Origin of the sequence: Streptomyces sp. Edi2 (assembly GCF_040253635.1) — a bacterium.
Lineage (GTDB): Bacteria > Actinomycetota > Actinomycetes > Streptomycetales > Streptomycetaceae > Streptomyces.
This window is the reverse complement of sequence record NZ_JBEJGX010000002.1, coordinates 211167-237424: the sequence shown is the minus strand read 5'-3', so window position 1 is coordinate 237424 and position 26258 is coordinate 211167. Positions and strand designations below refer to the sequence as shown.

Annotated in this window: 29 protein-coding genes; 9 read left to right on the top strand and 20 right to left on the bottom strand. The window is 70.3% G+C overall.

Annotated features, from left to right (window positions below):
- Nucleotides 1-8: 8 nt before the first annotated feature.
- The 3 genes from ABR737_RS03085 to ABR737_RS03075 form a co-directional block, all read right to left on the bottom strand.
- Nucleotides 9-2135 (bottom strand): DUF8841 domain-containing protein, encoded by a 2127-nt coding sequence (locus tag ABR737_RS03085; RefSeq protein WP_350248634.1) that lies wholly within the window; start codon nt 2133-2135, stop codon nt 9-11.
- 37 nt (nt 2136-2172) lie between these two features.
- Complete coding sequence (locus tag ABR737_RS03080; RefSeq protein WP_350248633.1) at nt 2173-2946, bottom strand: hypothetical protein; 774 nt, start codon at nt 2944-2946, stop codon at nt 2173-2175.
- 176 nt (nt 2947-3122) lie between these two features.
- Nucleotides 3123-3401: an HU family DNA-binding protein gene (locus ABR737_RS03075; protein WP_350248632.1), complete on the bottom strand. Its 279-nt coding sequence runs from the start codon at nt 3399-3401 to the stop codon at nt 3123-3125.
- Nucleotides 3402-3713: 312 nt separating this feature from the next.
- Here ABR737_RS03075 and ABR737_RS03070 point away from each other — a divergent pair, with 312 nt between their 5' ends.
- The 6 genes from ABR737_RS03070 (at nt 3714) to ABR737_RS03045 (ending at nt 7102) form a co-directional block, all read left to right on the top strand.
- Nucleotides 3714-4202, top strand: a complete 489-nt coding sequence (locus ABR737_RS03070) for a hypothetical protein (RefSeq protein WP_350248631.1) — start codon at nt 3714-3716, stop codon at nt 4200-4202.
- A 35-nt stretch (nt 4203-4237) separates the two neighbouring features.
- On the top strand, nt 4238-4798 hold the full coding sequence (locus ABR737_RS03065; protein WP_350248630.1) for a hypothetical protein: 561 nt from the start codon (nt 4238-4240) through the stop codon (nt 4796-4798).
- 373 nt (nt 4799-5171) lie between these two features.
- Complete coding sequence (locus tag ABR737_RS03060) at nt 5172-5627, top strand: hypothetical protein (protein ID WP_350248629.1); 456 nt, start codon at nt 5172-5174, stop codon at nt 5625-5627.
- A 66-nt stretch (nt 5628-5693) separates the two neighbouring features.
- The gene (locus ABR737_RS03055) at nt 5694-5900 is read left to right on the top strand and encodes a hypothetical protein (RefSeq protein WP_350248628.1); all 207 of its coding nucleotides are present in this window, start codon (nt 5694-5696) and stop codon (nt 5898-5900) included.
- Between the two features lie 159 nt (nt 5901-6059).
- Complete coding sequence (locus tag ABR737_RS03050) at nt 6060-6551, top strand: hypothetical protein (RefSeq protein ID WP_350248627.1); 492 nt, start codon at nt 6060-6062, stop codon at nt 6549-6551.
- Between the two features lie 71 nt (nt 6552-6622).
- Complete coding sequence (locus ABR737_RS03045; protein ID WP_350248626.1) at nt 6623-7102, top strand: hypothetical protein; 480 nt, start codon at nt 6623-6625, stop codon at nt 7100-7102.
- 259 nt (nt 7103-7361) lie between these two features.
- Here ABR737_RS03045 and ABR737_RS03040 read toward each other — a convergent pair whose 3' ends face one another.
- The 6 genes from ABR737_RS03040 to ABR737_RS03015 all read right to left on the bottom strand — a co-directional run bounded on the left by ABR737_RS03040 (nt 7362) and on the right by ABR737_RS03015 (nt 12880).
- A complete protein-coding gene (locus ABR737_RS03040) occupies nt 7362-8111 on the bottom strand; it encodes a nuclease-related domain-containing protein (RefSeq protein ID WP_350248625.1) in 750 nt (249 codons plus the stop codon).
- Between the two features lie 219 nt (nt 8112-8330).
- The gene (locus ABR737_RS03035; protein WP_350248624.1) at nt 8331-9839 is read right to left on the bottom strand and encodes a TniQ family protein; all 1509 of its coding nucleotides are present in this window, start codon (nt 9837-9839) and stop codon (nt 8331-8333) included.
- A gap of 250 nt (nt 9840-10089) precedes the next feature.
- Nucleotides 10090-11037, bottom strand: a complete 948-nt coding sequence (locus ABR737_RS03030; RefSeq protein ID WP_350248623.1) for a Mom family adenine methylcarbamoylation protein — start codon at nt 11035-11037, stop codon at nt 10090-10092.
- A complete protein-coding gene (locus ABR737_RS03025) occupies nt 11034-11255 on the bottom strand; it encodes a hypothetical protein (protein ID WP_350248622.1) in 222 nt (73 codons plus the stop codon). The genes ABR737_RS03030 and ABR737_RS03025 overlap by 4 nt, the downstream gene beginning before the upstream one ends.
- A 60-nt stretch (nt 11256-11315) precedes the next feature.
- Nucleotides 11316-11846 carry a hypothetical protein gene (locus tag ABR737_RS03020; RefSeq protein ID WP_350248621.1) on the bottom strand — a complete coding sequence of 177 codons (531 nt, stop codon included), beginning with the start codon at nt 11844-11846 and terminating at the stop codon, nt 11316-11318.
- Nucleotides 11847-12172: 326 nt separating this feature from the next.
- Entirely contained in the window at nt 12173-12880 is a 708-nt protein-coding gene (locus ABR737_RS03015) for a hypothetical protein (protein WP_350248620.1), read from the bottom strand.
- Between the two features lie 225 nt (nt 12881-13105).
- Between ABR737_RS03015 and ABR737_RS03010 the strand changes: the two genes are divergently transcribed.
- From ABR737_RS03010 to ABR737_RS03000, 3 genes are all read left to right on the top strand, one after another.
- Nucleotides 13106-13897, top strand: a complete 792-nt coding sequence (locus tag ABR737_RS03010; protein WP_350248619.1) for a hypothetical protein — start codon at nt 13106-13108, stop codon at nt 13895-13897.
- 121 nt (nt 13898-14018) lie between these two features.
- Nucleotides 14019-14264 (top strand): P-loop NTPase family protein, encoded by a 246-nt coding sequence (locus ABR737_RS03005; protein WP_350248618.1) that lies wholly within the window; start codon nt 14019-14021, stop codon nt 14262-14264.
- Nucleotides 14265-14587: 323 nt separating this feature from the next.
- Nucleotides 14588-15205: a hypothetical protein gene (locus ABR737_RS03000; protein WP_350248617.1), complete on the top strand. Its 618-nt coding sequence runs from the start codon at nt 14588-14590 to the stop codon at nt 15203-15205.
- A 165-nt stretch (nt 15206-15370) separates the two neighbouring features.
- Here ABR737_RS03000 and ABR737_RS02995 read toward each other — a convergent pair whose 3' ends face one another.
- The 11 genes from ABR737_RS02995 to ABR737_RS02945 all read right to left on the bottom strand — a co-directional run bounded on the left by ABR737_RS02995 (nt 15371) and on the right by ABR737_RS02945 (nt 26257).
- Entirely contained in the window at nt 15371-16165 is a 795-nt protein-coding gene (locus tag ABR737_RS02995; protein ID WP_350248616.1) for a glycosyltransferase, read from the bottom strand.
- Between the two features lie 32 nt (nt 16166-16197).
- Complete coding sequence (locus tag ABR737_RS02990) at nt 16198-16572, bottom strand: hypothetical protein (RefSeq protein WP_350248615.1); 375 nt, start codon at nt 16570-16572, stop codon at nt 16198-16200.
- Nucleotides 16569-17912 carry a PTS transporter subunit EIIC gene (locus tag ABR737_RS02985; protein WP_350248614.1) on the bottom strand — a complete coding sequence of 448 codons (1344 nt, stop codon included), beginning with the start codon at nt 17910-17912 and terminating at the stop codon, nt 16569-16571. The genes ABR737_RS02990 and ABR737_RS02985 overlap by 4 nt, the downstream gene beginning before the upstream one ends.
- Nucleotides 17913-17977: 65 nt before the next feature.
- On the bottom strand, nt 17978-19240 hold the full coding sequence (locus ABR737_RS02980; protein WP_350248613.1) for an ATP-grasp domain-containing protein: 1263 nt from the start codon (nt 19238-19240) through the stop codon (nt 17978-17980).
- A 15-nt stretch (nt 19241-19255) separates the two neighbouring features.
- On the bottom strand, nt 19256-20506 hold the full coding sequence (locus tag ABR737_RS02975; protein WP_350248612.1) for an MFS transporter: 1251 nt from the start codon (nt 20504-20506) through the stop codon (nt 19256-19258).
- A gap of 257 nt (nt 20507-20763) precedes the next feature.
- Nucleotides 20764-21141 (bottom strand): SH3 domain-containing protein, encoded by a 378-nt coding sequence (locus tag ABR737_RS02970; protein WP_350248611.1) that lies wholly within the window; start codon nt 21139-21141, stop codon nt 20764-20766.
- A gap of 689 nt (nt 21142-21830) precedes the next feature.
- On the bottom strand, nt 21831-22238 hold the full coding sequence (locus tag ABR737_RS02965; protein WP_350248610.1) for a PX domain-containing protein: 408 nt from the start codon (nt 22236-22238) through the stop codon (nt 21831-21833).
- Nucleotides 22239-22531: 293 nt separating this feature from the next.
- On the bottom strand, nt 22532-23473 hold the full coding sequence (locus ABR737_RS02960; protein WP_350248609.1) for a hypothetical protein: 942 nt from the start codon (nt 23471-23473) through the stop codon (nt 22532-22534).
- A gap of 153 nt (nt 23474-23626) precedes the next feature.
- The gene (gene lexA / locus ABR737_RS02955; protein WP_350248608.1) at nt 23627-24316 is read right to left on the bottom strand and encodes a transcriptional repressor LexA; all 690 of its coding nucleotides are present in this window, start codon (nt 24314-24316) and stop codon (nt 23627-23629) included.
- Nucleotides 24317-24733: 417 nt separating this feature from the next.
- Nucleotides 24734-25192, bottom strand: coding sequence for a hypothetical protein (locus tag ABR737_RS02950; protein ID WP_350248607.1), 459 nt, complete (start codon nt 25190-25192; stop codon nt 24734-24736).
- Between the two features lie 39 nt (nt 25193-25231).
- Nucleotides 25232-26257, bottom strand: a complete 1026-nt coding sequence (locus tag ABR737_RS02945; protein ID WP_350248606.1) for a DNA polymerase Y family protein — start codon at nt 26255-26257, stop codon at nt 25232-25234.
- Nucleotide 26258: the final 1 nt, after the last annotated feature.

Genomic DNA, 26258 nt, shown 5'->3' with positions numbered 1-26258 from the left:
GACGTTCCTTACGCCGCTACGGCGGTGCCGTCGGTGCTGTAGTCGTGGGTGAGGCGCGAGGGGTGCTCGTCGGTGTTCATGAGCTCCAGGACCTGGTCCATCGGGATGCTCGACTCGTGCTTGAACTGGCCGGGGCCGATGCCCAGGCGAAGGACGCCGAGGACCGGCTTGCCGTTCTCCGGCGGGGTGAGCAGTTCAAGCGGCGACGGGTGCTCGGTCGCGTACAGGTAGGAGTCGACGTTGATGGCGAACGGGGCGCGCCCGGTCTTCTTGTACGTCTTGCGCATGCGGCGGTGGTTGGCGATGCGGGCGGCCGAAATGATGTGGAAGCGGACTTCGGGCCGGTAGGACCAGTTGGCCACGATGTCCTTCAGCCACGTCTCGTCGTCGAGGTGCGTTGCTCCCTCGGTCCACTTCCCGATGCCGCCCTTGTAGACCTCCTTGTAGAGGCCGGCCAGCACCAGGGCGTCGGTGCGCTCGACGTCCTGCGGGTCGAGGTCCTTGTGGCGGGCGTAGGCGGCGAGGAACTCTTCCGGCTCCTGCCCGTCCTGGAGTCCGAGCAGCGCGTAGACGCGCTTGTACGCCTCGCGCAGGCGGACCGTCCACTCCTTGAGGAACGGCACCGTCAGGGGGGACAGGTACGCCTCGGTGATGGTGGTGGGGTCGAAGCCGAACTCGGTGACCATGTAGGCGACCGTCGGGGTGGCATACCAGCCGGGTCCGGTGGGGGGTTTGCCGTGGAAGGTGGCCGGGTGTGGCAGCTCCGTGTCCACCTGGACGGCGGTGAAGTCGCACCACCACAGCCCGGCGGGAGCCGACTTGGTGTCCCACACCGGGTTGGTGCGGTGTTCCAGCGGGCCGACGGGCAGCCGCAGCGACATGGTCACCGACAGGTAGGAGGCGCACACGTCGCAGGCGACGGCGTACGGCATGGCCGCCTCGGCTTCCGTGAGCGGCCGGGACCACCACTTGAAGTCCTCCTCCTCGCACAGGACTTCGCCGCGCTCCACCAGCTCGCGGGTAAGGGGGTGCCGAGCACCGGCGGCGGGCGGGACGACGGTGTCACCGGAGGGCAGCGCCCCGTCCCGGAGCCGGGAGTGCCACTCCCCCTGCTCGTCCTGATACGGCTCGTTGCGGGGACGGACCGCGTCCAGGAGCAGCTTGCTGGTGGTGGCCGGAGTGATGCCGGGTGCGACGCCGAGGTCGCTGACGTAGGTGCGGATGCGGCGGGCGAGGGTCAGCGCGTCGGGGTCGCCCGCGGGGGTGGCTGCGAGCCGGGCCAGCATCGCGCCGGTCACCTGCTGCTTCTCGCTGCCCTGCCCCAGCCACGGAGTGACCACGACGCGCAGGGACGACTTGGGGCCGCCCGCGGCGCCCGCGCGGCGGAACGCGTGGAAGATGGGGCCGATCTCCTGAGAGAGCTCCATTCCAACGCTGGCCGCTGCCTTGGTCAGCTTCGTCGTGAGGGCGGCCAGGGCCTTGTCGGTGGTGGGGAACGCCGCGGGCAGGCCCAGGGCCTTGAGCGCGGTCGCCGACAGGCAGACCATTCCGTCGCCCGTGCGGCCCGCGTCGTGCACTCGATCGATGCGCAGCGGCAGCCCGGTGCCGAGCCAGGCGAACCAGTCAGTGACCTTCGTTCCGGCCGGCGGCGGGACCTGTTCGATGTCCAGGTTCCAGCCTGCGCCGTCGTGATCGAGTGCGACGGCCGGCCACCGGCGCGGCTTGTTCGTCAACGGCGCGCTGCCGGGTGCGTCGCGCGCCGGGGTGCGGCGGCCGCCCGACCGTGCTGCGACCTGGGGGCCGCGTCCGCGCTCTCCGCCGGCCGGGCGGGGGCTGACGGGGCGGTGCACTGGCTGCTGCCGCACGGGCTCAGCGCGGGCGGGTTCGGGGGCGGGTTCCGGCCGGGTGGGCGACGCGGGTACGGCGTCGGCCTGGCGGGCGGCGGCCTCGGCCTCCTCGGCACGGCGCTGTTGGTGACGCGCGATCGTAGCGGCCCGGGATTCAGGGGTGCACCGGTCCGGACAGCGCTTCCACTCCCACAGCATCTTCCCGCTGTCGACGTTCCATACGACGTTCCAGCCAGGGCGGTCGCTGCCGATGCAGCCGGCGCACCCGGCAAGGCGTACCTCGGTCATCGCCTGCCCTGTCCTTCCGGTCGTTCTACGGTGGTCATCAGGTGTTCTGCGGTACTGAAGCGCCGAACAGGCGCTCTGCGGCTTCGAGTTGGGAGGCGGCGCGAGCCGCCCTGTCGCGCGCGTCCTGGTCGGCGGGGAGCAGGTGCGCGAGCTCTCGTTGTGCGACGGTTCGGATCCGTGCGGCGGTGACGGGCTCCCCGCTGCTGAGGCCGGGGATGTTGAGCGCGAGGCCCTGGAGCAGGTCGTGGATCGCGTCGGCGTCTGCGTGCGCCTCCCCGGCAGCACGCTCTGCGGCCTCGGCCAGATTTACGGCCATGGTCAGATAGTTGACCCGGCTGGATCCGGAGGCGAGAAGCCGCTGGGGCAGGGGCCAGTCGGACGAGGCGAGCATGGACCGGACGGGCCGCAATGTATCGGCGGCCAACGCGGGACACACGTGGGTGCGCGGGCTGCTGCGGCTGCGGAAGCTGCGCTCCTCGTCCCGCCGCAGAGTCACCAGGCTTGAGGTGGCGAGCGTCGTGCCGAAGAAGGCGTGGTGGACGCTGCGGATGGTCTTCTGCGTCGCCGGGGCACCGATCAGGGCCAGGGTTTCCAGCACCTGCTCGCGTGCGGATTTCATGGACCGCCGCAGGACAGGCACCGCGGTCGGGGCGGAGGCTCCGGGGAGCAGTGCATCCCAGCCGTTCTGTGCCGCGCGCAACTGGGCGCGGAGTTCCGTGACCCTCTCGCTGTCGGACGCCTCGGCGGCGGACCGGATCTCGGTCCGGAGTCGGTCCATCTCCCGCTCGATCGCGTCCAATGCCTCGTCCATACGCCAGAGCTTACCAGAACTTCCCAATATTTACCTTCGTTTTCCTATGTTTGACGCCATGGCTCCGGGCCCAAGATTTTGGGGCGGCCCGGGATGGTCCCGGGCCGCCCCACGGGCGACTCCACGGCGAGCCGGGCGACCGGCCACGCCCTCCGGTCATCGCACGCGCCGGATCGCTACCCCTTTGCGGCTTCCTTGAGCTTCGACCCCGCGGAGACCTTCACGCTGTAGCCGGCCGGGATGGTCATGGTCTCCTGCGTCGCGGGGTTGCGGCCTTCGCGGGCAGCGCGGTGGGTGCGCTCGAAGGTGAGGAAGCCGGGGACGGTGATCTTCTCTTCGCCCTTGGCGACGACCTCGCCGGTCACCTCCGCGAAGGCGGCCAGCACGGCGTCGGCGTCCTTGCGGGTCACCTCGGCGCGGTCGGCCAGTGCGGCCACCAACTCACTGCGGTTCATATAGGGGTCTCCATGTTCGTTCTGCCTGTTCGGCTGCTGCGCCTTCATGCTGCCAGCACCCAGTGACAATCCCCGTCGCGCACCGCGGCACCCGAGGGGGCCGGCGGTGCCTCTGTCCGACGCGGATCTCCCTCACCATACACGTTGACCCTAGTAAGTTGACACATGATTGAGGCATGACTTAATTTTCCAGGGTCGTGATCGTTTTTCGCGCTTTCTCTTGCGCGTCGCCCCGGCCCTCCGCGCCGGCGCCGCATCCCGACGCTTCCGCCCGGCTGCCGATGACGGCCGCCTTCCGAGAGGACTTCGACGATGAGCTCGTCCGCCATACCGCTTTTCCTGCCCCGGCTTCGGTTCCGGCTGGGCCGCTCCGGCCTTCTGGGCGGCACCAACCACGCACTCCTGCAGGACGACGCCTGGAAGGCAATCGCCGTCGCCGTCGACCGCGCCACGGCCGACGTGCTGCCGCTGAGCGCGTCCGGCACGGGAAGCGTGGTCGCCGGCAACCGGGCGCTGGCATCCCTGGTGGGCGGCCGATTCCTGCTCGAGCGCATCTACGAGCGCAGTGAGCGCTACATCGATGAGCCCAGGAGCCGTCGCGACCGGCGTCTGCGACGCCGTGCGGCCGAGGACCTCCTCCCGTACCTCACCGCCTTCCAGAAGGCGATCAGCTACGCCCGCCGCATCGCCGACGGCGAGCCCGCGCCCGCCAAACTGCCGGCGCTCCTCCAGTCCGGCGCCCGCCTTCCGATGATCCAGCGCTTCCGCCAGGACCGGCAGGTCCTGGCGGACGTCCGCTGACGTCGCCCGCTGCCGCCCCTCCAGAAAGGCGCGAGATGAACCGCGTTGATCCTCACGTGCTGCCCGAGACCTCGGCCATGGCCCTGCGCGCCGCGCTCGACGGTGTCCGCCACGCCATCGACACCGCCCGCACGGTGGCACTGGCGACACTGGCCGACGCCGCACAGGGTCGCATCCGCCAGTACAGCGGGATGCCCGGCACGGCCAACGCCGTGATGACCTCGGGCCTGGGTACGGCCGTGATCGTCCCGGAGTCCCGGGGCGATCGCACCACCCTGACGATCCACGTCAGTCCCGCGGCCTACGAGCGGATCCGGAAGCACCTGGAGGAGGAGTGCTTCCACGACCACGCCTGCGACTGCGAGCAGGATCCGTGGCCCGCGCTCGATGCCCTGCCCCGTGAGGAGCAGGTGGTGATCTGCCACCTCGATGGAGAGGAGCGCGGGTCAGCGACCCGCTCGCCGTTCGGCCGCGGCGACGTCGCGCTCCAACTGGACGACGAGAGCATCTTCAAGGCCGCCGAGGTCCTGCGCATCGCGCTCGCACTCGCGCCGCATGAACGGGCGGACGAGACGCGCGAGGCTCCCCCGGCATAGAGCCGGCCGCAGCGGCCGCCCCGCCAACCGCAGACTGGGCACCCCCGCCTCGTGAGCCGCTCGCTCAACCGTGACCGTTACGCGCGTGGCCCGGCCCCCCTCCTTTGCGACCCTAATACCTTGATTCATCCGCTGTCATGGGTTAAGCTATATGCGTCACAAGGGTTGAGGGGCTCTCCGGAGTCCTTCCCGGTGCACTCACCAGCCCGCCGTCCGGCGCTCCCCTACGCCCGTCGGACGGCTTCCTCCGACGGACCCGCCCAACCCCCCGGGCGGGTCCGTCGCCCCCCCCGATCGACCGACAACGCGCCGCCTTGCCAGGCCGCGCCAGCAGGCAGTGGGCCCGCGTCCCGCCTGAGAGAACGGACTCTTCATGCCTACGCCCTCACAGGCCGACCCTGCCGTCTCCGCCGTGCGCGCCGCGCTCGACAGCGCTGGACACGAGCTGGCCGAGATCCTCATCGCCCGCCCCGATCCCGGCGCGGATCACATCATCGTTCGCTACAACCCGCTCAGCTCCGACACCTGGGATCTTGAGGAGGAGCAGAACTCCGCGTTCGCCAAGACCTTGCGTCGCGCCGGGTGGGAGAGCGCCCTCGACCTCGGCGCCCTGGTGCTCCTCCCGGAAGTGCCTTCGCCCACTACCGCCCCCGAGGCCTTCGTGGCGACCTGGCGCATTGAGATCGACGACGTCAACGACGCTCTGGAGGCGGCCATGGAGGCCCGTGGGCGTCAGCTCAACACGGACGTCACCGAATCCCTGTGGACGGTCACCGACGCCGTGGGACGGACGAGGACGATCCACTGCACCGATCCCGACCTGGCGTGACGCACGAGCAGGACACACGCGACGGCCGCTTCAGCCGCTTCATGACCAACAAGAATTGAGCGCCCCGTGATTTCGTACCTCGCCTCCGACGCCGATCTCTCCAGCGTCGACACGCTCCCCTGGTGGCTCCAACTCATCATCGGCATCGCGATGTTGCTCGCCGCGGGCGGACTCCACGAGCTCGACAAGCGCATCGACTCCGACTTCCTGGGGTTCGGCGCCTTCTTCGTCGGCTTCGGCGGGTTCGTCGTCGTCATGTCTGCGCTGCTGTGACACCGAGCCGCTTCCCGTCGAGGCGGCCCGCGGCGGCCGCACGCACCTCCACCTCGCACCGCTGAGCCGGGGCCTGTCCCGGCCGCAACGCTGGCCACCCGGCCTGCGCGCGAGGTCCAAGGACGGTGCCGCCCATCCATTCCCCTCGAAGGAGGCTTCTTGCAGCTCAAGCCCGAGGCGCAGCGCCAGGCCACGACACGCGAAGTCGAATACCTCAAGGCCGCATCGGTCCACCCGGACGGACACCTCCCGTCGAAGGTGTCCTCCCGCCTGCTCAAGGCCATGCTCGATGCGAAGTTCATCTACCGCGAAGACTCCGACGGATACCGGCTGAGCGACGACGAAGCGCTCGTCTACACGGGCAACACGACCTGGCGGATCACCTTGGCCGGCCGCCGCGCTGCACTCAGTGCAGCCCAGTGGCGCGACCTGACCGAACGGGTTGACGACAGCGGGGCCTTCACCAGCAAGGTCCACTGGGTCACCAAGAACGGACTCGCCTGGCTGGGCCTCGCGGAGTACCGCGACGACCACGGCGATGTCCAGCCGGACGACGGGGGCACCGGCGAACACGGACCTCTCTTCCGGGCCTTCCGCACCGAGCTCGGCCAGCGCGTCGCGCAGCTGGCCGAAGCCGACACCTTCAAGTGACCTCCCTGGGGGCCGTGGGCACAGTCCACGGCCCCCAGGCGTTCCACGCCCCGCCCCTTGCGAGGAGATCGTTGAAGACCCGCACCTTCACCGTCGAGGAGCTCCGCGCCCTCGGCGTTCCTCACGACCTGCCGCAACACGTCGCCGTGGCCGACTTCCATGTCACCAACGGCCGTTGGGCCGAGACACGGCGGTGCGTCTTCCAGCACGCCGACGCCTTCTGGGCCGTCGACTACGACAGGCCGCTCACCGAGCATCAGGGCATCGTGGACCACGGATGGGGTCGCTGCGTGGTGGCCACCCGTGTTGTGCCCGCGCGCGTACCGATCACGACGTGGGTGCCGGCCGACGCCGGAGTTGAAGCCGCCCCCGCCGTGGACGCCTGGATCGTCGAAGTCCGGCACCCGGCCGGCCGGTTCCGGTTCAGCTTCCGCGATGACGAGTACGACCTGGCCCAGGAGCGACTGGGTGATCGGCAGCGGCGCCACCCCGACGCCGAGGTACGACTCGTGCGGATGACGATCACGTACACCGTGGTCAGCGCGGACTAGCCTGCGTGCCCCGAGCTCTCCGACTGCGAAAAGGCTGTGCCCCGGGCCGCGTACTCCTGAGAGCAGAGGCGGACACCGGGGGCCTACCAAGCTGTGCCCCGGACAGTGTGCGGGGGGGGGATCGCAGTGACTGCGACCCGGGGCTCACATACGGCACAGTAGCCACAACTGATACTCAATGCACGTGAATTACATGTGGCGGGCGCGAGCCGACATCCGCATGGCCGTCGGGGACGGCAACGCTCCCCTTCGGCGCCCGTCAGCCTGCGGGCCGTAGCTGCGTGTCGGCGAGCCGGTAGGCCGCGGCGATGCGCCTGCGGTCCCAGCCGGGCTCCTTGGGCAGCGCCCGCAGGAATCGCCGGAGCTCGCTGGATTGGATGATGGTCACCCCCTGGCTGATCAGCCCGCCAGGAGGAACGGCGGCGTAGTGGACGGCGACGACGGCCTGGACGGGGTGACCGAGCACTTCGGCGACCCGGCTGGCCTCCCACAACACGGTGTCGAGGGAGTCCTTCTGGGGGTGGTTGCCGTACCAGAGCTTCCCGCTTCGCAGGTGGACCTTGGCCCTGCGTGATTTCCATGTCTTGGTGTCCACATAGACAGGGCCGCACTTGCCCAGCACGATGTGGTCGAGGTTGGCGCGGGACCGGGGTATTTGGCGGTCGTGGAGGACTGCCCACCGTCCGAGTCCGCACCAGACGAGTGGGGCAAGGATCCAGCGGGTACGCCGTTCGCCGGCGGCGCCGGTGGCCCAGGTGCTGCCCTTGCTCCGGTAGATGCGGCGCAGGGCGAGGACCGCCGTCACCGCGGCGACCGCGAGACCTGCGTGCCAACTGGTCACGGCCGCGACGAGGAAGCCGATGCCGAGCGCCACCGGCGCCACAAGAAGCGGGATCGCCCAGGCCGCGGTGCGGTGCTGCTTGCGGCGTTCGGCCGCGCGGATGGTGTCGGCCATGGCCTGGGCGCTCGCTCCGGCGCCGGGGCGGCGCCTCGATCGCGTCTTGGGCATGCGGTCTCCTTCAAGATCACACAGGTGTGGAGACGGCGATGGTGCGCGAGGCGGGCTGTGGACAGAGTCCGGGGAGATCCTCGGCCGGCTACCGCGGAGGAGGTGGTCCGGCGCGTTCGGCGGCGATGCCTGAGCACGTCCGTGGTGCGGCTCGCACTGGGACGCGCTCAGGCGCCCGGCACCACGGGGAACTGCGGGTGCAGGGCGGGCTGCGGGTTGTTACGGGCGTTCGTGCGGGTCGTCAGGAACGATCCCCATGGCACGGTCGTGGGCATCGAAGATCCGGAGAACGCCGGGAGACTCCAGCGCGCCGAACATCTTGCTCAGCAGTTCCTGGGCGCGTGCTTCATCCTCGTTGACCTCGGCCGTGGTGTCCGGTTCGTGATCCACGCGCTGAGACCAGCGTTCGTGCTCCGCGAGGTAGTGGGCGCACTGCTCTGCGCTGGTGAAGCGGCGGACCGAGTAGCCGCCGCAGGAAGTGCACCAGCGCTCCTCAAGGTCCCGGTCGCGTCGCGCGGCGCCGGGGCCGATCAAGCTGCTCAGACCCATGCGCTGACGGCTGTGGTGGAGGGGGCGCAACGTCTCGACGAGCTCGGCCAGCGAGAGGATCTCGTGGCGCTCCGAGGGCCTGGGGCCGAAGCCGCGGCCCTCACGGGTGTCGGCGTGCTGACACACGGCACCGTGGGAGCGACCTCGGTAGTGGCCGCGGGCGTTCGTGGCGTACACCTGCACGTCGGCGAGAGGGCCGAGCTCGGCTCCTTCGAGGAACGGGGTGAGGTCCAGGATGGAGTCACGGAAGTCGCGGTGCTTGAGCTGCGCGAACAGCACGTCGATGGCGAAGGTGGTGCGGTACTCCTCGGGCAGGGTCCGCAGGTCGGTGTCGGGCCGGATCGAGTCCCAGATCTGCTCCGGCCATCGCTCCGGGCCGAAGCCGGTGTCGGTGCCGCTGAGGCAGTAGCCGCGGCCGCAGTCACACTGCGGGCCTCGGCGGTGCAACGGGGCGATCTCGAACGGAACGGACACCAGGGTGTCTACCGGATCGCGCTTGACGGTCTTGTACGGGCCCTGGTTGTTGACCGTGATGAGCTGCTCCGGGTGTCCCTCGGGGCGGTAGACGGTGACACGGACGCTCATCCGCAGGCGGCGCGCGGCCTTCTTGGCTGCCGTGCGCAGCGCAGCTGCTCCGCCGAGGCGCGTGATCTGCGGCTCGATGAACTGCAGGTTCCAGGACGACGAGGCAGGGAGGCCTTCGGCTTCCGCTTTCGAGCGTGCCTCGGCCAGCAGTTGGTGGAGGCGATCGGCCGCCTGGTCCGCGGTCAGCGGCCCTTCCGGGGCGCTCCGGTTCGGCATCGGAGGGACAGCTGCCATCGCGTGGGCCAGCTCGGCGTCGATCCCGGTGGCGGCGTGCAGCTGGCGCGCGGTGTGGTCCTGCATGTGCTGGGCCAGGTCGCGGAGCCGCTCGTTGGCTGAGCGTCCAGGCTCCAGACCAAGGCGTTCCATCATCTGGTGCCGGCGGGCTCCATTGGCCTCGGCCAGTCGGTCGATCCAGTCCACGAGCGACTCGCCGGCCCGCGGCAGCACAACGTGCGGGAGCCGGGAGGGCGCTGGGCTGGGGTGTTCTGCACTGCGCTCGACGGCGCGGCGCGCATCCGAGAGGGAGGTTCCGGGATGGCCCTGCTGGTACTGGCGGACCGCGCGGTCGATCTCGCGTCGGTTCTTGTTCGTCATCGGTGTCGCACCTTGTCCACGGTCGGCTGTCCCACGCTCTGCGACCGTCGATGGAGGACATCGCGGCAGGCCAATCACCTCGCGCGAGTCTCAGACTCTTGGCCTCGGTGCCTGATGCGGCGTGGTCGCGGTCGGGCGGGACTCGGGCGCGGCGCGGTTGCCCTGCCCCGATCGTACCCAGTAGGCCCAGGCGTCCGAGCCGGCATCGGCGACTCGGCGGGCGGCTGGGCAGCTGATCCGTAGCAAGTACTCAGGTCGACCGCTGTCCCGCCGGGGCGGACGCTCCGGTCCGCCCATGGCGGGGCCGTTGATAGGCCGTGGCGATGATGGGAGTTCGGCGGGGACCGATCGCACGGGCGTACCGGTGATTGCCACCGTGGTGGACAACGGTCGCCGAAATCTCCTCGAGGGCCTGGACAAGCCAGTCGCGGCCGGGCTGTCCGGACCGGCGGGGCGTTGCTCCGAATTCGACGAGGCGGCGCTCAGCACCACGATGTCCGACTTCGTCACCTTTAATCTTGGCAACGGTGCGATCGGAGAGCACCGTGGCGTCGGGCAGGACCGTGAGTTTCCTGGAACGCGTACGTCCCAGGTACACGAAGTCCTGGGCGGCATACACGTGCCCGACGTGGCCGGGGCTCAGGAGCTCGGTGCCGCCTTCGGGCGTGCGCCGGACACGCGGATGCGGGTCGGAATGCGCTACTACGCCGCGTATGCCCTGCCGCGCGGCTGCGGTGAACGCCCGTGCGCAGAACCAGGATTCGGCGTTGGACTCGGCCCGGTCGAGCAGGACAAGCCGGTTGAGTTCGAGGGTCTCGGTGTACCGGCGGGTCCCCTCGAACACGTCGAGGACGGCGCCATTCATCGGGATGCCAAGTGAGAGGACGCCCAGGAGCCGGCCCCCGGCGGGTTCGCCGGGGCCAGGGGGCTCGTCGACGCGCTGCAAACCAAAGACGAAGCGGACCGCGGGCCAGGAGCCGCTGTAGTGGTGGATCTCGACGAAGCGGCGAGCGGGTCCTTCCGCTATGGCGACGACACGGTGCAGGCCGGGGTCGAATCCACCCTCGCTCGTGCGGCGCCAGGTCGGGGTGCGCTCGTGCCACCGCTGGCACAGGCCTTCGGCACCGGGAAGCTGGAGGGCCTGCTGTTCGGGCGCGGTCAGGCGGAGCTGGCGGGGCTCGGTCTGCAGCGGAGTCACGAACCCTCCTCGTCGCGTTCGGATCGTGCTGACAGGCCTTCGAGGTAGCCGGCCTCGGCGCCGTGCCGGTACCCGATGCTCTCCGCCGTGGTCAGAATGCGGCGTGCGTGCTCCTCGGCCCGCTCGGGGTCCACACGCACGTCACCGCGGAGCAGCGCGGCCAGATTGTTGATAGCGGGCTGACCGATGCGGGTGGGGAAGTCGGTGCGGTCAGACATGGGTCTCAGTCGCCTCCTCCGGCAGCTCGGCCAGCGGAAGCGTCTTCTGCGCCGTCACGTTCAGGCCCCGGTTTCCTGGGAGTTCGCGGTCGGCACCGGCGCCCACCAGATCGTCGTTCCGAGGCGGCACTGGAAGTGGGTCGTTCCCCCGGTGTCCGGGATGCTCAGGATGTACAGGCCCTCGGTGTTGTAGGTGACGTCCACGAGGGTCTCCTCGGTCGGCTCGACCGATCCGCGAAGGGCCTTGCCGCCGAACACGATCTGCAGATTCCTCGTGCGCGCGCTCGCCCCGGTCTGTGTGAGCGGGGTCTTGCGCCACCGGCTCATGTCCGGCTCGGAGGTGCGCGCGATGCGTCCGTTGCCCGGGTAGAGCATGACCCGGTTGGAGCGCTCGGGTACGGCTTCGCGCGCGCCGACGTGAACGAGCCAGCCCTCCTCGCTGCCGTTGTCGTGCTGCCCTGTCTTGCGTTGGGGCGCGGCGAGCAGGTATCCGGCGCGTGTCACCTGGTGGCCGCGGGTGTCCACGCCGGTGGCGAGGACGTGTTCGTCCCCAGACAGGGCGGCGACTGTGCTTTCCAGGTCGCGGTGCATGGCAGAACTCCTTGGTGGTGAGGGGCGTTTGAGATCGCGTGCCGGCATCTCGCCACGCTCTGGGCGTGACGGTCGGGTGGGTGGCGGCGGGCGTGCGCAGGCCGGTCGGCGGCCGGATCGTCGGAGCGCGCGTGCCGCCGACCGGTGCGGTGCGGCTGGTGGGGTCTCGAGGGCTAGGCCGCTGAGGCGCGCTGTCCGTCTGAGCTGCGTGCCTTCGCGTGCGCGGTGGACCGGGGCGTCGTCGCCGCGGAGCGGTCTCGCGCTGGGTGCCGCCGGGGCGCCCGCCCCGGCGGTGCTGGTCAGCACCGCCGGGCGCTGGGGCGGCGTTAGGGCTGAGGGAGGCTGAAGACCACGATCGTCGGGGTCTTCGACTGGGCCGCTGCGGCGATCGCCGCGGTCACTGCCTCATTCAGGGTGGTCGGTTCGGTTGCCCTGCCCTGGTCGAGCTGGGCCGCCGTGACGGGGGCGGGCACCGCGGCGGAGACGTCCGGCTGAGCGTCATGGATGACACGCAGGAGGCTGCGGACAAGGAGCTCGGAGTGGGTCCCGAGCTGGGTGGCCGCCCGACCGGACGAGTTGATCCGGCGTGCGATGGACGTCATCTGGCGGGGAGTGAGGTTGTCGATGAGGTCGGCGGTCAGATGGCCGTCGAACTTGTTCCAGAACGCGTCGAAGGCGATCTGGATCGCCTGGTGGAGGTCCTTGGTGAAGTCCGCAACCCACGCGGGCTGGTGGATGCTGCGGCCGCGGCCGGAGGGCTGAGCCGAGTGGAGGACGAGCAGGACCTCGATGATCAGGTCGGCGGTCGGGCTGCCGTCGGGCCGCACCGTCGGGGGCTTTTCGCTGATCCGGCGTGCCGCGAGCGCCATGTGCTCGTGCGTGAGGGTGCTCACCTCGCGCGGCGTGATGACGCCGCCGAAATGGCTGGTCCGCAGTTCCGCGGCGGTGAGAAGTGCCTTGCGTACCCGGTTGTGGAACTCGTGCGGGTTGTAGATCTCCTTGTCGAGATCCTGGGCAAGGGGCAGGTGAATCATGAAACTCCCGGGTTCGGAGAGCGAGGGAACCCCCCTCGCGTGACCCATATAACTTAAGCTACAATGCGCTCTTTAGTCAAGTTAATTGGGTCGCGAGTGGTAGTCGGCCGCTCCGTCGCGGACGTCAGCCGACGACAGCCCTCGACCCAGGCCGCAGCCCGACCGCACCACGCTCTGCAGTACCCGCCCGCCGGCAGATGACCGGCCCGCCCCATGGGGGATTCGATGACCTACATGACACAGCACCCGCCCAGGAGAACGCGTCCGGCATTCCTGATGCTGCCGTTCGCCCTCGCGGCCCGCGTCTTCCGCCCGGCCCGGCCCGGCCGGCTGACCGACGGAACGATCGAAGCCGTCCATCTGGCGCGGACGGTCATCGGGATCGCCGCGACAATCTGGATGATCTACGCGTACCCGATGCAGCAGTCGATGTCTGCCTTCGCCAAGGACAAGCTCGCGGAGGTCCTCATCAGCACCGGCGTGCTGGTCGTCGCCGGCCCCCTGGCGCTCGTGCTCTTCGTGGCCGCAGCGCGCGCCCCGGGTCGCGCCGTGTACGTACGCCGGCTATCGGGACCGATGGCGGGTTTCGCAGCGCTGTTCGCGTCCGTGCTCGTCCTGTTCCTCCTGCTGCAGAACAGCGGCGGGGCCCGCCTGGCTCCGCAGTTCGGCGTGTTCCAGATCGTCTTCCTCCTTGCCGCCCTGGCCGCGGTGCTCTTCGCCGTACCCTTCGGCCTCGCGTCGGCAGTGCTGTGCGTCCACTACGTCTTCCGCACCGGCGACGTTCACGAGGTTCTCCCCCCGTTGCTCTCACCGCTTCTGGTCTGGGTGATGTTCGGCTTCCAGCTCACCGGCGGCTCCCCTGTGGTCGCGCCGCCGGCGGTGCAGCTGCTCTTCCTGATCGGTCCGCCGGTGTCCGTCACCCTGCTCTCGTTGTGGGAACTTCGGCGCCTGCGCACCAAGTTCGGCGTCACGCTCCTCGGAGCCCTACACCGAGGGCGCCGACCGGCGCACTGGTAGAACCCCATGGCGCACGGCCGGCCCTCGAGTCGCGCAGAACGCGGCTGGCACCGCCGCTCGCATGACACAGTGGCGTCAGCCGCACTCCTCGCCCGCCCCTTCCTGAACCTGGAGACAGCGCATGTCCGACGATCACACGGCGCGCACACCGGATCCCGTCCAGAACGACGCGGCGGCCTCCACCACCCGCAAGCGGCGCCCTCTCACCTTCGGGATCACCAAGGGCGGTCAGCCCAAGTACCCCGAACCCGGAACGCCGGGCTCTCTCTCGCACCTGATCGCCATTCAGGTCGCCACCCGGGACACCCGCGTGCACCTGGTCGACGTCGACGCGCAGGGCACCGCCACCCGCTGGGTGGATCAGTAGCCCTCCACACACGTGACGGCACGAGGCCCCCGCAGCCGGACGGCGCGCGGGGGCCTCGTGCTGAGTCGGCCGCCCAGCGGCTACCCGCTCACTGACACGGCTCACCGCCACAAAGTCCCACTCCGTGTTCCCGCCGGTCCCGGACGTGGGCCGCCGGCACGCGGGAGGAGTCGGGGCCGCCCTTGCTGCAGCGGGCTCCCCCTTGGTGCTGCACGGCCGGACTCTGTCCACAGGACGATGGCTGGAGGGTCAGGGACGTCACTGACCGTTGCTCCCGCGCGTGCCGACACGGCGCTGCGGGAGCACCCCAGGCAGGAGTTCTTGTGCCGTTCCGAAAGACCGTCCTCCGCACCGCCGCACCGATCGCCGTTCTCGCGCTGGGGCTGACCGCGTGCGGCGGAGGCGACAGCTCCGACTCCGGGAAGTCCAGCGAGAAGCAGGCCGCGGGCAAGAGCGAGGCGAGCGTTTCACCGCGTGATCCGGCCAGCGGCGAACTCGCGCCGGGTAAGGCCGTCACGGGAAAGGTGAAGGAGGGCAGCCAGAGCGTCACCTACGACGTGGTCGCCGAGAAGGTCGACCTGGGGACCGAAGCTGAGGCGCAGAAGCTCGTCACCGACAAGGAAGCGGCGAAGGGCCTGGTCCTGGCCGTGGCTCACGTGAAGTTCACGCACAAAGAAGGCCCCGCGCTCACCGATCGGTCCGAGGCGAACAAGGGCACGACCATCTGGGCGGACGGCAAGCGGGGCGCGCTCCTGATCGGCGCCGCGGACACTGGGGCCGGCTGCGAGGACCCCTACGACATCGAGAGCTGGAAGGCGGGTGAGAGCCACACGCTGTGCGAGTCGTACCTGGTCCCGGCGAACGCCAAGTCGATCGAGGTGCACTGGTCCGCGAACGATGAAGGCAACCCGAGCATCTGGAAGTTCGCGAATAAGAGCTGACAGGGGCGTGCGCGGCTCCTCCCCGCGAGGAATCCTCCTGGCCCCGTCCGATCGGTGACAGCGCCTTCCTGTCACTTCGGATCAGGAGCTCGATCCACCGCATGTGGCCCCCGCGCCGGTCGGCGCGGGGGCCACATCCGTGGTGGTGTCGAGGCGGCCACCCGCTCAGCCGGCCCTGCGCACCAGCGCAAGGTCGCCGCTGCCGCGTTCCCGGCGGCGCAGCTCCCGGTCGTCTCTACCTTGGAGCCAGGAGAAGACTCTTGCGCCTCGCTCGTCGTCGTCCAAATACGTGGCGGCCTCTGTCATCTGGTGCGCGTGGTCGCGGTAGTGGTACGTCACCACCGGCAGCAGCTCGCCGGCACTGCGGCCGGTGACCGCCATGACGTACACGTAGTCCTCGCCTTTCCACAGTCCACCTTGACCGCCGCAGGCACGTGCAATCTCGGTGCGGGTGAGAAGCATGGTGTGGCCGAGCGGCGGCTTCTTGTCGGGCGAGGGCCAGTACGTCCAGACGTCTCCGGCCTCATGACGGCCCACCGGCGTGGGGCAGACCCAGGTGTTCAGGGAGCCGTCTTCCAGAAGGTCAGCTGACCAGCCCGCCACCCAGCCCAGGCCCGTCTCCACAGCGTGGTGGTAGCGGGTACTGAGGGAGTCAGGCGGAAGGACATCGTCATCGTCGACGAAGCAGGTGAAGGGGGCGGTGACCGCGTTCATCGCGATGTTGCGGGCTGGGGCAGCGCCCGGTCGGGGCCGTGCGCACACGGTGACGCGCGGGTCCTTCGCGATCACGTCGGGAATGGTGGCGGGATCGGCGTCGGGGCCGTTCGGGGCGATGATCCACTCGAACGTGACGCGCTGCGCTTCGAGGCTTCTGTAGAGCTCGAGGAAGTAGGTGCGGCGCAGCGGATCCAGGCGGGTCGGGGTGATGACGGCGACCTGGGCGTGGGGGCGTTGGGACACGGGAGCCTTCCGGTCGGTAGGTGGGGCTGGTGCTATGCGGCGTGCGGTGGCGGGGTGTGCCGGGTGGTACCGGGCCGTTGTGACCACGGACCGATGACGTACTGGTCGTGCAGGTCGATCCGGTGGAGGCCGGGCGGCAGCGATGCCTGGAATGCCCGTAGCTCGGCGCCGGTGGGCGGTGTGACGGGAGCTCGGGCGGCCGCGGCTTCGAGGAGCGCCGGAGCGTGGGCGTCCTCGCCCGGAGGTCCGGTCCAGCGCAGGACGAGCATGCCGTGGCCCTCGCCGGGGCTCTGCTCGGGCAGGCCGGGGTGGACGGGCCGGTGCCACCGGTGGACCGGGTCGAGGATAACGATCGGGTAGATCGCTCCGATGCCGTAGCAGGCTGCCTGGATTGCGCGCGGGGTCAACTCCGCTCTCCTTCGGTCGTGTTGATGCGGTGCGGGTGCGGGGGCTGCGCGTCAGCGGGGCTTTCGCGGCGGAGGGCGTCGGGGACGGTGGGTGTGCGGCCGGGGGTGCGCAGGTCGAAGCGCGTGATCGCGAACCGGAAGATCCCGTAGTAGAGGGCGCCGTAGGCGAGGGCGAGGGGCAGCAGGAGCAACGGCCGGTGCGAGATGGAGTAGTTGAGGACGTAGTCGATCGCTCCGGCGCTGAACACGAAGCCCGTGTGGATGTCGAGGAGGTTGACGATCGCGAGGCTCAGGCCGGTGAGGACGGCATGCACGACGTAGAGGGGGAAGGCCACGAACGCGAAGGTCAGCTCGATCGGCTCGGTGACCCCGGCCAGGGAGCAGATCGCGGCCGCGGGTAGCAGCAGGGCGCCGACGCGGCGGCGGTGCTCGGGCAGTGCGCTGCGCCACATGGCCAGAGCGGCGGCGGGCAGGCCGGCCATGTAGACGGGGAAGAAGCCGCCCATGAACACCCCGGCGTTCGGGTCGTGTTGCTGGATGAAGCACGGCACATCGCCCTTGATGCCGTTGCCGCAGTCGCCGGTCAGGTACCAGACGACGGCGTTGAGCGGCTGGTGCAAACCGATGGGGCCAAGGAGACGGTTGAGGAATCCGAAGACTCCTCCGCCGAGGACTGCGTGGTCCGTGACAGCGGCCGCGGACGCGGTGAGCGCCCGCTCGACTGTGGGGTAGGCGAGCCCGAGCAGGGTGCCGGCGGTGATGGCGGCGAGGGCGACGATCCCGTAGGCGGCGAACGGCGGGATGCGTCGGCGGCCGGTGGTGACGCGCTTCCAGATGGCCATGGCCAGCAGGGCGCCGACGATGCCGGCGAGCGCGCCGTAGGGCCAGCGGGCGGGCGGGGCGTCGAGCTGGTCGGCGGGCAGCGGGTTGAGGACCAGGATGACCTTGGCGAGGACCAGGTAGGAGATGAGGCAGGCCAGGACGGGGCCGGCGACGTCCTTGGCGCGGTTCAGCCCCAGGGCGATGCCGACGGCGAACAGCGCCGGGAGGTAGTCGAGGACGGCGGCGCCCGCTCCGGAGATGACCGCGGCCGTGGTGTGCAGAGCCGGGTAGCGGCCCAGGAGGTCGTCTTGTCCCAGGCGCAGGAGCAGGCCGGCGGCGGGCATCGCCGCGATCGGCAGCGCGAGACCCTGGCCCATCCGGCGCAGTCGCGCCGTGAGGGTGGTCGGGTCCGCCAGTGCCGCGCCGTCGTCGGCCGGCGCGGCGGTCTTGGACCGGATGAACGGCAGGGTCACCACGTGCTCGGCCTCCGGTCGGCGTACGGCGGGCGGAGGCGCCATGGTGCGGTGGCGGCCAGGGCGCGGGACATGTCGGGAGCTCCTGAGACGACGGGTCGAGGGTTGGGTCAGCGCACGCAGGCGGTGGTGCGGACGGGTTCGGCGATGTGCACGGTGAGGCTCTGCAGTACTTGGTCGAGGCGCGCCTGGCAGGCGTCGGGGGTGGGAGCGCAGACCACGGCGTGGGCGAGACGGTCGTTGATGGTGCTGTGCGGGCCGGCGGTGACGATGTCGCCCGACTGCCGTGTCCAGACCAGACGTTCGAGCCAGTCGGCGCTGAAGGCGCGGGCGTGGGCGGTCTGGACGGGCCCGGTGACGGTCGGGTAGCGGAACTCGACGGCGGCGCTCTGTGCCGCGGAGGCGTTCAGGTCCGGGGTGTCTCCGGTGGCCATGGCGGCCTGGGCCCGCGGCAGGGAGATACCGGTTGCGAGGTGGACGAGGCGCGGGATGAGGTCGCCGCCGAGGCGGGCGTTGATCTCGATGATGCGCGGGCCCTGGCGGGTGAGTCGTACCTCGACGTGCAGGATCCCGGTGGTGATGCCTACGGCCTTGATGGCCGAGGTGACGACCTGGTGGAGCACCGGATCGTCGAGGAGCGGGTCGGTGGCGTCGACGAGGTGGCCGGTCTCCAGGAAGGCCGGCTCGGCGCCGAGCCGTTTGCGGGTGATCGCGGCGATGTGTATGTCACCGCGGCCGCGGACGGCGCACTCGACGCTGATCTCGGGCCCGTGCAGGTACTCCTCGACCAGAACGCCGGCGGCGGCGCTCGCCTCCAGGCCGATCAGGGTCGCGGCGGACGCGCTGTCGTAGTGGGCGGCGACGTGCTCGCGGTAGTCGGCGCGGTGTACGCCGGCGCTGCCGCCGAGGCCGCGGGGCTTGATGACGACGGGGTAGCCGATGGCGTCGGCGGCCGCGGTCGCCTCTTCCGCGCTGTTGACGAGGACGGAGCGGGCGGAGGGGACGCCGTGTTCGGCGAGGAGTTGGCGGGTGCGGGCCTTGTCGCGGCAGGCCTCGACGGCGTCCGGCTCAGCGCCGGGCAGGCCGAGCTCCTTGGCCAGGTGCGCGACGAGCTCGACGTGATGCTCAAGGTAGGTGGTGACGCCGGAGATCGGGTGACGCAGGGCGATCTCGGTGACCGCGCGATGGACGGCCTGGTGGTCGTGCAGGTCGACGGTGACCGCGTCGGCGACGTAGGGCCGGGTCCAGGCGGGCGGCTGGCTGTCGAGGAGGACGAGGCGGTGGCGGGCGGCGAACTCCTGCAGGAGAAAGGAGCGGTAGGCGCGGTCGCCGGCGCCCAGGACAAGCAGGACGGGCTGGTTGTGGTGGGACATGGTGGTGGCTCCTGGTCAGTGAAGGGCGGGAACGGGGCGGGAGCGGTGGATGAGCGCGGCCAGGGGCCAGGCCAGTGCGGCGCCGAGGGCACCGACGGTGAAGGTGGCGGCGGCGGCCAGTTCGTCGCCGCCGTGGGTGAGCGCCCATCCCGCGAGGGAGGGGGCGATGATGACCGCGCCGGCCAGCGTCGTTCCCCAGATCCCCGCGTACAGGCCGCGCGCGTTGGCGGGTGAGATGCGGTTGAGAAGGTCGGACGCGGCGACGAAGACGACGATCTCGCCCGGCACGGCGAGCGCGGCGGTGGCGGAGTAGCCGAGGGTGGTGGAGGCGAAGCCGGCGGCGCCCATACTCGCGCCCAGGGCGAGGGAGCTCGCGGCGAACAGGCCGGTCATCGGCTTCGGGCCGTCGGCCTGGCGGCTGAGCCAGCGGTTCAGGAGCGGGGAGAGCAGCAGGACCGCGGCAGCGTTCGCGGTCTGGGTCCAGCCGTAGGCCGCGGCGTCGAGTCCGTCTTTGGCCATGAGCATCGGGAGGGAGGAGAACAGGCTCGCGGCGCAGGTCAGGGCGCACAGGCTGGCCAGGAGCAGCAGCCACAGGCCCCGGTCGCCGAGCGCGGCGCGGTAGTTGGCGGACGGGGGGCCGTCGGGGTGGCGGTGGGGGTCGGCGGGCGGCAGGAAGCGCCACACCAGGAGCGCGAAGAGCGTGCAGGCGGCGGCGTTGACCCAGATCAGGGCCTGGATGCCGAGGGGGCCTGCGAGCATGCCGCCGGCGGTTCCGGCGACGGCCGCGCCGACGTTGACGGCGAAGTGCCGCCAGCCGTTCACGGACGCGCGGACGCCGTCCTCGGGGAAGGCATCGGCGATCGCGGCGGTGAACACCGGGCGGGAGGCGTCGTAGACGATGCCGGCGGTGAAGGTCGCGGCGAACAGCGCGGGGATGGCGTGCGCCTGGGCGAGCAGGGGCAGGGCGGCCGCGGCGAGCAGCATCATCATGATGAGAGTGGCGCGGTGGCCGATGCGGTCGGCGAGCCAGCCGCACAGGATGGAGCCCAGCAGCCAGCCGGCGCCGAAGACGGCGAGGATGGTGCTGACGGTCCCGGTGGTCAGGTGCAAGTCGCTCAGGCGGTACGGCAGGAACGGGTACGTGAACCCCAAGCCCCGGACGAGGAAGGTGCCGGCCATCAGCGTCCAGATCGCCGCCGGCCATCGGCGTGTGGTTCCGTTCCCGGCCTGGTCCGGTCGGCCGACCGGCGTGGCAGTGGTGGACACACAGACTCCAGCTGGGTTGCGGCGCGGATGGGCGGCGCCGTGAAGCGAAGGAAGGGGGCGGGGGTGCCGCCGGCGCGGGTGGCGGCACCCCCTGGTTGGCCGGGACGGGTCCGCTCTCGGAGGACGGGGAGCAGGACCTGGCGCCGCTTCGGGGGCTGAAGGGCGGTCCTCGGCCGGACCCGGCCGGGCAGGGGGCAGTGCCCGGCCGGGAGTTCAGGGCGCGCGGCGTCAGCCGCGCGTCAGGACTCCGTGGCTGGTCAGTCGAGCTGCATGTAGACGCACTGCTCGAGGTGCTTCTTGTTGACCCAGCCCGTGGTGCCCTTCTTGATCCCCGTCTTGGACTTGTGGTCGAGCTTGATCTTGATCCACGAGCCGCTGCTGGAGACCTTCGTGCCCGAGTCGCTCCAGCGGTAGAGCAGGCCGATCGACCGGTAGTTCGTGCTCGGCCCGCTCCGGAAGTTCACTGCCTTCCCGGTCACCGACCATGTGGGGCACGTGTTCTTCGCCGCGAGGGTGGCCGGGGCCTGCGCGGGGGTGCTCGCAAGGGCGGATGGGGCGGCCGCCAGGGTGACCGCGGCCCCCATGGTGAGGGTGGCGACCGCAACTCCAGCGCGGCCTATGAACTTGGTCTGCATGCGTCGTCTCCTGAGCCGTTGGCTGCATTTCTCAATGAGCCGTCCGAATTCGCAGGCAGGACGAGTTACGACGTCCCGCGTGTGAAGCGGAAAGCACACGACAGAAAGCTAGGAGAGTTGCCCTGTGGATAAGTTCCGGCGATTTCCGACCCCCTCGCGCACCGTCACAGCGAGCACGGTTTGTACGGAATTTCCGCTGGCCGATTCATCTCAACTGTGCGATTTCAGGACCCAGATCGGATAGTCCGCGCGGGATCTGCGGACTCCTTCCGGGCCTGTTCTGGGGGTGGTTTTCCGTGCCGCCGGTTCACTCTGGGAATTCGGGGTTGAGGCGGCACACGAGTGAGGCGGAATCAGCACTGCCTATGGAAAAAGCGGGGTGTCTCTCATCGCACAGGCATGGAGCCCGTCGCTCGCCCGGTGCGCGTCCGCCATAGGAGCGAACTGTCGAAAGCCGATCTCCTGAAGGGCAGTTGGTTCTCGCTATCCGGGGCGGATGCCAGCCCAGGACCAACTCGCGTTCTCGGCAATCTTCGCTCTGGTGGGTATCGGGTATCTCCTCACCGCCGCAAGCCGGTGGACGGGCGCACGACGGCAAGCCGCCCACGACCGAGCCCCGGAGAGACCTCTCCCTTCGCCACCCGCCGGGCCAGGAGGACGTTCCACTTCCTGCTGGCCGCCAGCTTCTCCTACACCCTCGCGGGCATCTGGCTGGGTTGGAGCGCATCGAGCGGCTGACCGCCCTCGGAGTCCCGCAGTCCGGTCCGGTAGGCGGCGATCAGTTCCGCCACGGGTTCACTGGTGAAGCCGTCGGCTTCCTCAAGGGCCACGAGTGGCAGCGGGTCGTGCGCGGCGTAGCCGAGGGCCGGCCGCCCGGTGAGGTGCCCGCACAGGGCGTCCAGGTGCTCCAGGAGGGCGGCGCGACGCTGTTGTTCGCCGGTCATGCCCTGCCACCAGTGCCACCGCTCCGCCGCACCATCTGGCCGGGCGGGCAGTGCACGGCGCAGTGCCTCAGCTCGGTCGGCGAGCGCCTTCCAGACGGGCAGGCGCAGCGCGGAGGTCAGGCTGTCCGATGCGGTCTCCACGGTGGCGGTCATGCCGTTTACGGTCGCACTCGGCACTGACAACGCGAGGTGCCCGAGCAGCGGATGAGCCGATTGCGCTCTGAAGTGCGCCCGGCCGGGTCAGCCGACGCCGTTCGTCTGCACCTCCTGCCGGGCGAGCCGGACGGACCTGGACAGGCTCCGTTCCAAGGTGGTCCGCGCAGCGGGGTTCCAGTCTCGGAGGCTGTGCCGGCATGCAGCTGTGTGAGGGTGGCTGGTCCATGGCGCCGAGGGTGGCACTGGGACGGGCCAGTTCTCACGGCTTCCGGCGGCCTCGTCGGCGTTGGTCAAGGCGCGGGTGGTCCCTCGGATTCTCGGCGCAGGGCCTCGCTCACCCGTGTGTGCAGGGTGTCCAGGAGCTCGCGTTCGGCCTGCTCGGCTCGGGCCAGGGTGTTCCACGAGGCCACGTCGTCGATGAGCGCCTCGATCGCGTCACTGAGCCGGCCGCGCAGCAGGCCGGGGTCGAGCGCCTCGACCTCGACCGCGCTCATGGGATCGAGTCCTTCGGCGCGGCATTCCTGCTCATAGCGCTTGAAGTTGACGTCCGCGGTGTTCACGTAGTGGGTGGTGAACTGGCCGGAGCGGACGTCGGCGGCGGTGACCGCGATCTGCTGGAAGTCGAGGTCGAGCCGGCCATTGCCGTAGCGCTCCATCCGTTCGATGACCGACCGGGGCACCGAGCGGCCACTTGGGTCCCAATCACCGACGAAACAGGTGGTCAGCGGCTTGGGCTGGCGAAGGTAGTCGTCGACGGCTTCCCGTACGTACGTCTTGGAGGACTGTCCGCGGCAGGAGTAGAGGCCCACTCCCCAGGCTGTGGTGATCGGCAGCAGGACGCCGGCCGCAGAGTCGCTCTCGCACCAGACTTCGACGCGTCGGCGCTGTGAGGCCCAGAGGTTGCGCCGGAAGGACTGGGCGGTGTGGGCGAGGGCGTCCTCCACGCTGTCGTACTGGTCGTCCAGGCGGACAGTCCGAGTTCCATCCGTGATCCAGTCCCAGGGCATCAGCCCGTGCTCGCGCATGTAGCCGAGTTCGCGGACGACCACGGAGTAGTTCCGGCGAGAGCGGCCGGTGTCCTTGTCCCACAGGCGGCCGATGCCGAGGTAGTAGATGTGCCGAGCGCTGCACGGTTGGGCGCCCTCCGCGATGGCGTACAGGGCGGCGCGGAGTTCCTCGATCTGGGCCTTCGTGCGGCGCGGACGCTTTATGGGGCTAGCGCTGTAACCCATGGGTTCAGTCAACGCCTGTCCGGCGCCCGCTGTCATCCCCGCCGTCCGGTGCCCCACCCCGAGCCGGGGTGGGGCACCGGACGGCGGGCCGGGGCGGGACCGTCACGGTTCATTTCCTCCCGCCCCGGAGTCCGGTCCGTCGCGCCAAGAGGGCTACACGCGGCGCATTACGGCGGTGACCCTGCCGAGGATGGTGGCTTCATCGGCGCAGATCGGCTGATAGTCCTTATTCTCGGGCATCAGCCAGACACCGGTGGCGTTTCGCTTGAACCGCTTCACGGTGGCCTCCCCGTCGATCATCGCGGCCACGATGTCCCCGTTCTCGGCGGCCGGCTGCGACCGGACGACGACCTGGTCACCGTCGGTGATCGCGGCGTCGATCATGGAGTTGCCGGAGACGGTGAGGATGAAAAGGTCGCCGCCTCGGACGATCTGCCGGGGCAAGGCGTACCAGTCGTCAATCTGCTGTTCAGCGGTGATCGGCGTACCTGCGGCGATGCGGCCGACCAGCGGGGCGTGCACGACGTCCGGATGCGGCACCGCGGCAGAGTCGTCGGTGGGTGAAGTCGCTGCCCCGGCGGCGATGACGTAGGCGCGGGGGCGTTGCGGGTCCTTCCGCACGACGCCCTTCTTCTCCAGCGCACCCAACTGATGCGCGACCGACGAGGTGCTGGTCAGACCGACCGCCTGGCCGATCTCACGCATCGACGGCGGGTAGCCCCGGGTCTCGACCGACTCCACGATGCAGTCGCGGATGCGCCGCTGACGGTCGGTCAGTCCGTCACTGCCGGCCCGGATGCCCGGCGGACGCCCGCTGCGGCTCGATGTGGTGACAGCCTCCATGGCGCCCCTCCCCTAAAGATCTACACATGTCGACCGTATCTGCCCCCACTGACATATGCGCACTGGTATTCGAAGTCGCGCCCGCCACTGTGCAAAGTGCGATGCCTTCCGGCATCCAGCCCTCTGCCGTAAGCGCCGTCGGGGCGCTGTCGGTCACGCGCCTGGTCAACCCGGGAGGTCGGCCGGCTCCCGGTCGGGGACATCCGGTGCGGCGCCGTCATCGTCCTCGGCTGCAGGGGCATCCCCGTACGGTCCGAAGGGGCCGCTCTGTCCAGGCTCGCTCGCCCCGAGCATCGGGGCACCGCCTTTGCGTCGGTGGAAGTCGTAAATCACCGGGTCACGGTACGACGGCCCACCGACATCGTGTCCGGCCATCTTCAGCACTTTGCAAAGTGCGACCACCCCTTTCCTGCCGGGTCAGAAGACGGAGTCGATGGTGAACGGCCGCGTGGCCGGCTTCTTGCCGTGCGCAGCGGTGTAGACGAACGGCAGGAAGGCGCGGCCCCCGCCGACCAGGTGCAGCCCTACTCCGGGGTGACGTGCCGACGAGGTGGTGGAGTAGCCGTACACGCTGGTGATCTGCGGGGCGTGCGCGGCCATGAGGACCGCTGCGAGGTACTGCTCGGCGCGTGCCGCCGTGATCTTCCCCGCGCTGTCGAAGAGCGCGGGCAGCGGCGGCGCGGGAGCGGGTGCGTCCTGGAGGTCGGTACCGGTGGCACCCGCGGTGGTGATCCCTGCCCACAGCCGGGCACCGCTGCTGAAGGTGATCACGAGTCCGGTAGGGCGGCCGGGATCGGTCCACCGGTCCACGGCGGTGATGTCGGGGCCCTTGGCCAGGATCTCCGTGCACAGCTCCTGTACCTCGTCGGGGCCCACTGCCGCCGCCTCTCCGGTTGTCGTATGCGTGTGATCAGCCTAGGCAGGGGGTCTGACATCGCGCCTTCGCGCGGCCGCGGGGCGGGCGAGGGCCGCGGGGCGTACGGCCGCCGCGCCGAATCGGTTGCGTGCCTGGTCAGCGGCGGTTTCGAGCAGGCGGGCCTTGTGGTCGGCCGGGTCGAAGGTGAGCTGGTGGTGTGCGCCGTCGGCGGGGGCGAGGGCTTCGGCGCGGAGCGCGAAGCCGCGCACCCGGGCCCGCTGGAGGGCGAGGGTCTCGTAGAGGTCGTAGGCGGTGCGGGCGAGGTGCACGGTGTGGGAGGTGGCCTCGGGCAGGGTGCGGGTGCGGTGGGTGCTGGTGTGGTCGGCGTAGCGGACGGTCAGTGCGAGGCGCCGGGCGACCTGGGCTTCGCCGCGCATCCGGAAGCCGAGCTGTTCGGCGAGGTGCAGCATGGCCTGGCGGTGGCGGTCAGGGTCGAGTTCGTCGCTGGGGAAGTCGACGCCGGCCGAGCAGGACTGCTCCGGCTGCTCGCGCAGGACGGGGCGCGGATCGATGCCGTGGGCGCGCTCGTGCAGGAGGCGGCCGGCGGCGGTGCCGAGGATTTTCTGGACGGTCAGCAGCGGGGTGTCGGCGAGCTGGCCGATGGTGGTGATCCCGTAGCGGATGAGGGTCTGGGCGGTGGCGGGGCCTGCCCCGTAGAGGGCCGCGATGGGGCGGGGCCGCAGGAAGGCGCCGGTGGCGGTGTCACTGGCATCGATGCAGGTGAGGGCGCCGAGGGCGGTGGCGTCGGCGGCCATCGCGGCGATCATGCGGGAGCGGCCGCCGCCGATCGTGAGGTTGAGACCGAGCAGGGCCAGGGCGCGCAGTCGTACGAGGTGGGCGAGTTCGTGGGGGGTGCGGCCGAAGAATCGCACGGCGCTGCCGATCTCGATGTCGGCGGCATCGGGCTGCAGGGCCTGGACGGTGGGGGTGATGGTCTCCAGTAGCTCGAGGAGCTGGGGGTAGAGCTCCGCGCCGGGATGGTGGGGCAGGTGCGTGTGGATGCGCAGGACGTAGGGATGGTGCATG

Bases quoted from the DNA above. Each gene is read 5' to 3' on its own strand.
- ABR737_RS02945 (WP_350248606.1), bottom strand. From the start codon at position 26,257: ATGCACCATCCCTACGTCCTGCGCATCCACACGCACCTGCCCCACCAT.
- lexA (WP_350248608.1), bottom strand. From the start codon at position 24,316: ATGGAGGCTGTCACCACATCGAGCCGCAGCGGGCGTCCGCCGGGCATC.
- ABR737_RS02980 (WP_350248613.1), bottom strand. From the start codon at position 19,240: ATGTCCCACCACAACCAGCCCGTCCTGCTTGTCCTGGGCGCCGGCGAC.
- ABR737_RS03015 (WP_350248620.1), bottom strand. From the start codon at position 12,880: ATGATTCACCTGCCCCTTGCCCAGGATCTCGACAAGGAGATCTACAAC.
- ABR737_RS02970 (WP_350248611.1), bottom strand. From the start codon at position 21,141: ATGCAGACCAAGTTCATAGGCCGCGCTGGAGTTGCGGTCGCCACCCTC.
- ABR737_RS03025 (WP_350248622.1), bottom strand. From the start codon at position 11,255: ATGTCTGACCGCACCGACTTCCCCACCCGCATCGGTCAGCCCGCTATC.
- ABR737_RS03035 (WP_350248624.1), bottom strand. From the start codon at position 9,839: ATGACGAACAAGAACCGACGCGAGATCGACCGCGCGGTCCGCCAGTAC.
- ABR737_RS03040 (WP_350248625.1), bottom strand. From the start codon at position 8,111: ATGCCCAAGACGCGATCGAGGCGCCGCCCCGGCGCCGGAGCGAGCGCC.
- ABR737_RS02960 (WP_350248609.1), bottom strand. From the start codon at position 23,473: ATGGGTTACAGCGCTAGCCCCATAAAGCGTCCGCGCCGCACGAAGGCC.
- ABR737_RS03080 (WP_350248633.1), bottom strand. From the start codon at position 2,946: ATGGACGAGGCATTGGACGCGATCGAGCGGGAGATGGACCGACTCCGG.
- ABR737_RS03075 (WP_350248632.1), bottom strand. From the start codon at position 3,401: ATGAACCGCAGTGAGTTGGTGGCCGCACTGGCCGACCGCGCCGAGGTG.
- ABR737_RS02965 (WP_350248610.1), bottom strand. From the start codon at position 22,238: ATGACCGCCACCGTGGAGACCGCATCGGACAGCCTGACCTCCGCGCTG.
- ABR737_RS02985 (WP_350248614.1), bottom strand. From the start codon at position 17,912: ATGGCGCCTCCGCCCGCCGTACGCCGACCGGAGGCCGAGCACGTGGTG.
- ABR737_RS03005 (WP_350248618.1), top strand. From the start codon at position 14,019: ATGTCCGACGATCACACGGCGCGCACACCGGATCCCGTCCAGAACGAC.
- ABR737_RS03010 (WP_350248619.1), top strand. From the start codon at position 13,106: ATGACCTACATGACACAGCACCCGCCCAGGAGAACGCGTCCGGCATTC.
- ABR737_RS03060 (WP_350248629.1), top strand. From the start codon at position 5,172: ATGCCTACGCCCTCACAGGCCGACCCTGCCGTCTCCGCCGTGCGCGCC.
- ABR737_RS03085 (WP_350248634.1), bottom strand. From the start codon at position 2,135: ATGACCGAGGTACGCCTTGCCGGGTGCGCCGGCTGCATCGGCAGCGAC.
- ABR737_RS03065 (WP_350248630.1), top strand. From the start codon at position 4,238: ATGAACCGCGTTGATCCTCACGTGCTGCCCGAGACCTCGGCCATGGCC.
- ABR737_RS03070 (WP_350248631.1), top strand. From the start codon at position 3,714: ATGAGCTCGTCCGCCATACCGCTTTTCCTGCCCCGGCTTCGGTTCCGG.
- ABR737_RS03020 (WP_350248621.1), bottom strand. From the start codon at position 11,846: ATGCACCGCGACCTGGAAAGCACAGTCGCCGCCCTGTCTGGGGACGAA.